General features: G+C 53.0%; 8 protein-coding genes. All 8 read right to left on the bottom strand.

Going from position 1 to position 8,008, the window contains the following annotated elements; genetic code table 11:
- A partial coding sequence (locus A3714_RS17800) for a hypothetical protein (RefSeq protein WP_156493872.1) occupies positions 1-524 on the bottom strand: 524 nt, incomplete at its 3' end.
- A 40-nt stretch (positions 525-564) separates the two neighbouring features.
- The gene (locus tag A3714_RS15730) at positions 565-1,212 is read right to left on the bottom strand and encodes an exopolysaccharide biosynthesis polyprenyl glycosylphosphotransferase (protein WP_063525675.1); all 648 of its coding nucleotides are present in this window, start codon (positions 1,210-1,212) and stop codon (positions 565-567) included.
- 18 nt (positions 1,213-1,230) lie between these two features.
- Complete coding sequence (locus A3714_RS15725; RefSeq protein WP_063508999.1) at positions 1,231-3,432, bottom strand: polysaccharide biosynthesis tyrosine autokinase; 2,202 nt, start codon at positions 3,430-3,432, stop codon at positions 1,231-1,233.
- Between the two features lie 7 nt (positions 3,433-3,439).
- Complete coding sequence (locus A3714_RS15720) at positions 3,440-3,880, bottom strand: low molecular weight protein-tyrosine-phosphatase (protein ID WP_063525674.1); 441 nt, start codon at positions 3,878-3,880, stop codon at positions 3,440-3,442.
- A gap of 14 nt (positions 3,881-3,894) precedes the next feature.
- A complete protein-coding gene (locus tag A3714_RS15715) occupies positions 3,895-5,031 on the bottom strand; it encodes a polysaccharide export protein (RefSeq protein WP_063525673.1) in 1,137 nt (378 codons plus the stop codon).
- 140 nt (positions 5,032-5,171) lie between these two features.
- Positions 5,172-6,668, bottom strand: a complete 1,497-nt coding sequence (locus A3714_RS15710; RefSeq protein WP_063508857.1) for a capsule assembly Wzi family protein — start codon at positions 6,666-6,668, stop codon at positions 5,172-5,174.
- A gap of 111 nt (positions 6,669-6,779) precedes the next feature.
- Positions 6,780-7,313 (bottom strand): transcription/translation regulatory transformer protein RfaH, encoded by a 534-nt coding sequence (rfaH, locus tag A3714_RS15705; RefSeq protein ID WP_063508858.1) that lies wholly within the window; start codon positions 7,311-7,313, stop codon positions 6,780-6,782.
- A gap of 45 nt (positions 7,314-7,358) precedes the next feature.
- Complete coding sequence (gene cysC, locus A3714_RS15700) at positions 7,359-7,973, bottom strand: adenylyl-sulfate kinase (protein WP_063508859.1); 615 nt, start codon at positions 7,971-7,973, stop codon at positions 7,359-7,361.
- Positions 7,974-8,008: the final 35 nt, after the last annotated feature.

The following is an 8,008-nucleotide window of genomic DNA, read 5'->3' as shown; positions in this document are numbered from 1 at the left end:
CAAGTTAGCGAAAATCTATCAATTTCATCAAGTTCATTTTCAGTATCGATAAAAGAGGATTTTTTCGGGTCTGAGCGCCAGTTCATGTTCTTAATCGATAACCAAACCGCACATGGATGGCGACATACAACCACATACTTTTCATTATTTTTATCTTTTAATGAAAGCGATAAAAAAGGATCTTTCAATACAATTTTTCTGGGACCTAAAACAGAAAAAAAACGATATGAAAAATAATCTATCCCCGACCTTCCTCCAACAAAAGGCCTGAGGATTTTTTTTATCAGCGAGTCTTTCGGGTGCGCTCTCTTAAAGCGAAGATTTTTCCTTTTTTTTATGTCTTCCAAGATATCGTCAACATATAAAAAATCTTTGCCGCCACGTATTGGATAATCGTGTTCAACCCTTTCTTCACCGAATGTACGATTAAATGGCTCATGTATCACAGAAACAGATGGCGCTCTTCTCAGAAACTCACCAATAATAGTCGTACCACTCCTGTGCATTCCCGTTATGACAATCATTCAAAAAAACCCGATCATTAAATTTTAATTGACACAAATATCAATAAGCACCATTTTTCTTGATCACTACAAAAAAAGTAAGCAATATAATCTTTATATCTAGGAAAAGTGACCAGTTTTTAATATACCAATAGTCGAGCCCGATTCTGTCTTCCATTTTTTTTAGGGTTTCCGTTTCCCCTCTGGAGCCATTAATCTGAGCCCATCCCGTAATACCTGGCTTTACAAAAAAACGGCAATTGTAACTTTCTATTCTTTCTCCATAATATTTATCGTGTGATAACGCATGAGGTCTTGGCCCCACCAATGACATTTCACCTTTCAAAACATTAATAAATTGTGGCAGCTCATCAAGTGAGGTACGCCGAATGAATCGCCCTACAGTTGTTACTCGTTCATCATTTTTTTTTGCTTGTGTAACCACACCATTTTCATCATGAACTTTCATAGATCTGAACTTGTATATTTCAAAAGGAGCGCCATATAATCCGCTGCGTTTCTGTTTGAATAGTACTGGTCCCGACGATGACAAACTCACAGATATTGCTATAACAAGAAAGACTGGGCTTAGTAGCAACAACGCCATCACCGCCACCGTGATATCTAACATTCTTTTGGACCTGCTAATGCCCGCTTTCTTTAGACTTACGCCGCCCTCGACCAAAATGGTTTTTGCTTGTAAGTTCATGGCCACTCTCTAAATGTTTTAATGACGCTCTGACTTATAGTCATAGTTGTAATATCCATATGCAGTCTTTGTTCTAGCACGCTGCTCGACTGCATTGAATACCGCCCCCTTAATATCTACCCCATTTTGTCCAAACCGGGCTTTAGTCAATTCGATTTCCTTGGCAGGATTCATTTCAAATCGCACCACTATCATGCTAGTACCGGCATGTCTTCCAATAATCGCTGCATCGGTGACAGCCAAGATCGGCGGCGTATCGATAATAATTAAGTCATAATCAACTTTGATTTCTTCAACAAACTGCTCAAAGCTAGATGACATAAGTAATTCCGATGGATTAGGTGGTGCTACACCTCGACTGATGAAATGTAACCCTTTAACTTTGGTCTCGCGAATCGCATCTTTCAGATCGATTTGGCGGCTAAGCACTTCAGACAGGCCCAATTTTTTATCCATGTTGAACTGATCATGCATTGAACCCCGACGTAGGTCGGCATCTACCACTAGAACCCTTTTATCTGACTGGGCGAAAACAGCGGCGAAGTTAGCGGAAACAAACGATTTCCCTACATTAGGACTTGGGCCGGATACCATGAGAATGTTATTCGGTGCATCCATCATGGCAAAATACAGACTGGTCCGCAGCCCTCGAAGGGCTTCGATTGCCAAATCAGCTGGATTGTCCAGAGCCAATAAGTGAATGTTTTTTTCGGCTTCTTTTCTTAATAGAAGGTTTAATTTGCTTTGCTCTTTAGACAAAGGCACTGTGGCATAGACAGGAATACCCAGACTTTCGATTTGTTCCGGAGTTTCTACCCCCCTGTTCAAAATAGATTGCAGCAAAACAAAACCTGCGGAAAGCATGCCTCCCAACACAAGACAAACAGCAACAAGTAAACTCTTTTTTGGTTTGACCGGTTCATCGATATTCACAGCCGCATCATCAACCACCCGCACATTACCCACTGTGCCAGCGCGCACAATATCCAGCTCCTGAATATTGGCCAGCATCTGCAGGTAAATCTCGTTGCCCACTTTGACATCACGGGTAAGCCTGACCACTTTTTGCTGGGTGAGTGGCAGCTTACTGATTCTCTCATCCAACTCTTTCTTTCTTTCCTGCAGCTCGGCCATTTGCGCCTGCCAGGCCTTGTAGTTGGGGTGGCTGCTGGTGAACTTTCGCTCGATTTCGGCTTTTTGCAGCTGCAAGGTGGAAATGTTTTTCTCCAGCTCGACAATTTGGTCGAGTACCGCCTGGGCTTCAGCGGTCACGTTGACGGATTCCGCTTCTACCTGGTATTCATTCAGTTTGGCTTCCGCTTCTTCCAGATCTTTGCGGACATCCGGCAGGCGCTCCTTAAGGTATTCCAGTGAGCTGGAGGCTTCCGCGCTGTTACGCTCCACGTTATTGCGCACATAGGTTTGCGTAATATGGTCCAGCACGGCTTTGGCCTTGGCCGGTTTAGGGTGGGGATAGCTCAGTACAATAATGCCTGAATCCTTACCCTTTTCGCTCGCACCGACGTTTTGCTGAAGTTCGATGATTTTTGCCAGGCGGTCACGCTTGATCAGGGTAAATCGGGTTCCCGGTCGGGCCTTCACGGACTGAACAAATAAGCTATAGTTGCCATTATTGGCCTGCTCACCCTCGACGCCACCGAGCACTTCTATTCCTGCTTCGTTTTCCAGTAACCAACCTGACTCGGTGACTTTCAATGTATATTCATCGCCATAAGTGGCCCGTGGCACCTCAAAGCGCGTGATATCCAGCTTTTCTCCCCCCCAGGCGTAGTTACTGGACCACCAGGGCTCTGCCAAACCATCGGGCCCGTAGGAGGCATACCGAGAGAGAAAATTGCCGATCACGGGCACTTGCACCGGCTCAATTTCGATATCCAGGTGTAATGCATCGACGGTTTCGCCCATTACCGCCCTGGATTTGATCAGCTCGATTTCTGTGACTGCCGCCGATTCGCTGCCGAACATCTCGGTGATTTCAGACATACCCGGGAGACCGCCGCTTTTTTGCTCCACCTGCACCATGGCGTCTGCACGGTAGACGGGTTCGGCTAACAGCGCATAAACGGCACCAAACAGGGTTGCCAGGACGGTGACGCCAATAATGAGCCAACGCCCGTCCCACAGTGTTCCCGCCAGTGCAAGCAGATCGATCTCATCGTTATTCTGTTCTTGGTGTGTCATGGGTGTATTGTTTTCCATCCGGGCCTCACAGGTACTTCAGCCATGCGGCTATGCTTTGGTCGATCAGCGTAAAGGCGTGGTCGAACGCCGGTTTTTGCTGGCGATAGGGATCAGGAATTTCCTTGTTATCCAGCCATTTGCCTAACAGGAAGGTTTTACCTCGTGCCTGGGGCGCAATCTCATTCAGGTGCTGGAGATGAGCCTGTTCCATAGCCAGAACCAGATCAGCCTCTCCGATCATTGCCGTGTTGATCTGTTTGGCGCTGTGCAAGGTAGGCTCGATACCGTTTTCCACCAGTACCTGTCGGGCAGTGGGTTCGATATCCTTGCCGACCAGTGCGCCAAGGCCGGCAGAATGCACCTGGATCTCCTTGCCGTTTTCCTGCAAACGTTGTTTTAGCAGCACTTCCGCCGTGGGGCTGCGACAAATATTGCCGACACAGACGATTAAAACCTTATTGAACATTCCCCTGCCCCCCCTTAATCGTTGGTCCGGAAGCTCTTGGACTCGATTTCAGAGATATTCCGCAAGCCCTGAATGGTGGGAAGCAGCTGCAGGATCAGACGATTCCAGCGAGCCACTGGCGCGGCAGTCACATAGACTATGTCTCTAGCCTGCAGCGGGAACTGGTCTGCCAGTACCAGCGCCATGGCATTGGAGGCATCCAATTGATAGACGTTGGCGATCAGATTGGAGCCTTTCGGGGCTCGGCGCATGACAAATACCCCGGACGCGTCGGCTTGCAGTTCGTTCAATCCACCGGCGGTACTGAGTGCTTCCGCCAGAGTCATCTGGCTGCGCTGGATCGGTACCGGCTGGGCTTCCACCACCTCGCCGAGCACGAACACTTTCTGGTCGTCGTTGCGGTTAACGTGAATCACATCGCCATCGCGCAGCAGGGTGTTCTGGGTCAGATCCCCTTGTTGATAGAGGCGCTTGAGGGAATACAGGGTTTCCTGACCGTCGCGGGTAAGCACCACGTTTTCCCAATCGGCCAGCTCTGCCAGGCCGCCGGCCTTGTTGATGGCATCCAGCAGGGTGAGAGGAATGTTGGTAATGGGTACCGGCCCGGGTTTATTGACCGCCCCGGTGATGTAGGAACGCTTGGAACGGAATGCGGCCACGGTAACGTCTACCTGTGGTTGCTGGATGTAGGCATCCAGTGCTTTGGTGATTTTCTCGCGCACGGCGGTCACATCCAGCCCGGCCACTTCGATTTTCCCTACGTAGGGATAAAAAATGGTGCCGTCACTATGCACCCAGTTGCCCGACTCCGCCGGTGCCCGCTCTGACCCCTGGGGAATGGTCAGTTCCGGATGGTCCCAGACGGTGACATTCAATACATCGCCGATGCCGATGTAATAGTCATAGTCCTGCATGGCAGTTTTGAGCTCGTCAGATTCTACCTTGGGCAACGGTTTGGGCTCCGCCAGCCGCCCCAGCAAGGATGGGGTAATCGCTTCGATACTGACCTGCTCCTGCCAATCGGTTTCCGGCTCGGCGTCTTCCTGTTCGCCGGCATACCAGCGGTTGTTGTTGCCGTTGATGTGGGAGCCTGGAGCCAGAGCGCAGCCTGTCAGGAAAGTGGCAGTTAGCAAGGTAAGTAGCAGTTTCATTCTGTTTTTGCTCTTTCTTGGTTTGTCTGTAGCGCGGGTGCCATGGCGGGCTGGCGCTGATGGCGACGTTGAGGGCATTCGCCTTGCGAGCAAGGCTCCAACGGCGGCTGGAGTGTTGTTGATGTGCGTTGTCGCCTGCATCAGAAACGGTACTCCCAGCCTGCCAGGGCGCCAAACTTGTCGCTGTCGTCAGCGGCGGTGGGCAGATTGTCACCGCCGGACACCCAGCCCTGTAATGACAGGCGTGAGCCTTTACCCACCGGGAACCGGTAAGCGAAAGTGCCATAGGTGAAGCGGCGGTTGAAATTGGGGCGGTCGATACGGCTGTTGGTGCCCGGGAAAGTGGTGTTAGCGCGTACCGTACCATCCTGATTCTGGTCAATATCGGACACAGTCAACTCCAGCTCATGACCATTGGGGAAATAGTGGAACAGACCCAGGGTGAACATTTGCGTGTCGTTACCCGGGCTGGCTGCCAAGCTTCGGCCACGGTGGCGGTAACCGGTATTGTAGATATTGTGCTCGTAAGTGTAGTTGGGGCGGCCATCATCACCGGTTTTTTCGGATGTGGTTTCCGAACCTTCCATAAACCAGCGCTGGCGACCATTTAGCAGACCGGTTGTCCATTCCAGCCCGGCGAGGACCACCCAGCGGGACGGCAAACCACCGGCTTCATCTTCACCCATGCCCTGGGCATAAAGGGCGATGGTCTCCTTGCCAACCCCAAAGCCATAGCGCAGGTCGACGCTGCCAAGCTGGTTGCCAGGCTCATTTTCTTCGCTGATGCCGCTGCTACCCCGATTGTCCTTGCCCAGGACCAGATCCACGAAAGAATCGAACGACTGTGGGCGTCCGTCACCGCCCCATTGGGCGGTGCGGCTCAGGCCCAGCTCCAGGCCTTTCACCGGGCGGAAGCTCAGGCGGGCCCCCAGCAACTTGGCATTGGGGATAGTGCGCTCTTCTTCCAGTTGGCCGGCAAAGGCGACAAATTGCCAAGGGCCGATCCAGCTGAGCCAGGGGCTGTCAAAGGCTTTGGGATTCTTTCGAGACAGCCATGCACTGGGCACGGGGCGCGCGTTATTGGAAAGAATCAGGCTGGATTGCCAGCCCGGCCCCCACCAGCGGTCGATCATGCCGGCACCGCCGACCCAGTTGCCCAGGTTTGCGGCCAGGTAGCTGCCATCGAAGCGGGCTTCCTTGTCGTCGAATTCCGGGTCGGGGGTCCAGGCAGCGGTGATACCTGCGGCAAACCGGCTGCCGACCAGCTCAGCCTCCACCTCGGCAGTGGTGTCTTCTCTGGGGCTGGCCCCGTAACCTCGGAAAACCTGCGGGGCATTACCGGCGAACACGCCCATGCGGACTTCGCCGCCACGCATCAAGGTCTGCCGGGCTTCCATGTTCAGGTAGGCGGCTTCCTGTGAAGTACCCAGCTCCTGACCGGCAATGCCCGCCCACATGACCGGCCAGGTGGTGACCGGTACATTCAGCTCGCCGCGATCTACCAACCATTGCACGGCGTGGCGGCTGCGGTTATCGCCTGTCTCGATCCAGGGGGCCGCAAACAGGGCCGGTGCCATCAGACACGCTACCGCCCCGCTGACCCAAATCCAGCGCTTTCTGGCTTTGTTCACTGCCATTTTTTTGCTACCTCTACCGGGCCTACCCCGGCTTACAGTTTCGTGACGGTATCACCGGCACATTGCGGCCACAGCCGCGCAATACAAGTTTTTACAAGCATTTCGCCCGGCTCAGGCCGGGCAAAGTTCGCTGATGTTCAGAGTCAGGCGGTGGTGTTTTTCCAGGAGGTTCAAGAGCACCACGGCCCTCTCTTCTCCCCGGAACCCTTCAAACACGGCATGGAGATTGGCGAAAGGTCCGTGGGCGATTCTGACCGCCTGGCCTCTTGTGTAGGCCGGTGCGGGTGACTGGCCGGCCTCTACACTGCGCTGCATCAGGCTATGAATGACGTCGTTGGGTACCGGTACCGGCTTCATGCCGAAACGCACCAGGCGCAGCACGCCCCGGGTAGAGCGAATGGCACCCCAGTCTTCGACACCTTCTTGCAACTGGATAAACAGGTACCCGGGGAACAGCGGCTCAACCCGGGTGGCACGGCGTCCGGCCACCACTTTCTCCACCGTCAATTGCGGGGAGAAACAGTGATAGCCCTGGTTGATCAGGTTCTGGTAAGCCCGCTCGTTCTGGCCGGGCTTACACTGGATCACATACCAGCCAGGGGCCGGGGCTGATTGATCTCGGCTTTCCGCGTTCCCTGGCTGCATGTTACCTCTCAACATTCCCGTTGAATTGCATTGCCGACGTCAGACTCAGATAGCCAATTGGGCCATGATTTCGCGAACGCAGGCCTCAATATCGTTTTCTGCGGTATTGATGACCATTTCCGGTTTTTCCGGCGCCTCGTAAGGGCTGTCGATACCGGTAAATTCCTTGATTTCGCCAGCACGGGCTTTCTTGTACAGGCCTTTGGGGTCGCGCTTTTCGCACTCTTCCAGGGGCGCGTGGACAAAGATTTCTACGAACTCGCCGTCTTCAAACAGGGCACGGGCCGCATCACGGTCGGCGCGGAAGGGGCTGATAAAGGCGGTGACAACGATCAGGCCGGCATCCACCATCAGTTTGGCCACTTCGGACACACGGCGGATGTTTTCGGCGCGGTCGTCATCGCTCATGCCCAGATTCTTGTTCAGGCCGTGGCGCACATTGTCGCCATCCAGCAGGTAGGTGTGCTTGCCTTGCTCGGTGAGGGCCACTTCCAGAGCGTTGGCGATGGTGGACTTGCCAGCGCCTGACAGGCCGGTCAGCCAGATGCAGACAGGCTTCTGTTGTTTCTGTGCTGCACGATCCTGTTTGCTGATGTGGGTCTGGTGCCATACCACATGGGCTTTGGACTCGTTGTCGCGCTCCTGGTAAGGGGTACTCATGGTCTTTCCTCTTGCTTTACCGGTTCGCCCGGTCG

The sequence above is a fragment of the Alcanivorax sp. HI0007 genome (assembly GCF_001635525.1).
GTDB lineage: Bacteria > Pseudomonadota > Gammaproteobacteria > Pseudomonadales > Alcanivoracaceae > Alcanivorax.
The sequence above is the reverse complement of the archived record's forward strand: the minus strand, read 5'-3'. Positions and strand labels throughout refer to the sequence as shown.

Bases quoted from the DNA above. Each gene is read 5' to 3' on its own strand.
- A3714_RS15730 (WP_063525675.1), bottom strand. From the start codon at position 1,212: ATGAACTTACAAGCAAAAACCATTTTGGTCGAGGGCGGCGTAAGTCTA.
- A3714_RS15725 (WP_063508999.1), bottom strand. From the start codon at position 3,432: ATGGAAAACAATACACCCATGACACACCAAGAACAGAATAACGATGAG.
- A3714_RS15720 (WP_063525674.1), bottom strand. From the start codon at position 3,880: ATGTTCAATAAGGTTTTAATCGTCTGTGTCGGCAATATTTGTCGCAGC.
- A3714_RS15715 (WP_063525673.1), bottom strand. From the start codon at position 5,031: ATGAAACTGCTACTTACCTTGCTAACTGCCACTTTCCTGACAGGCTGC.
- A3714_RS15710 (WP_063508857.1), bottom strand. From the start codon at position 6,668: ATGGCAGTGAACAAAGCCAGAAAGCGCTGGATTTGGGTCAGCGGGGCG.
- rfaH (WP_063508858.1), bottom strand. From the start codon at position 7,313: ATGCAGCCAGGGAACGCGGAAAGCCGAGATCAATCAGCCCCGGCCCCT.
- cysC (WP_063508859.1), bottom strand. From the start codon at position 7,973: ATGAGTACCCCTTACCAGGAGCGCGACAACGAGTCCAAAGCCCATGTG.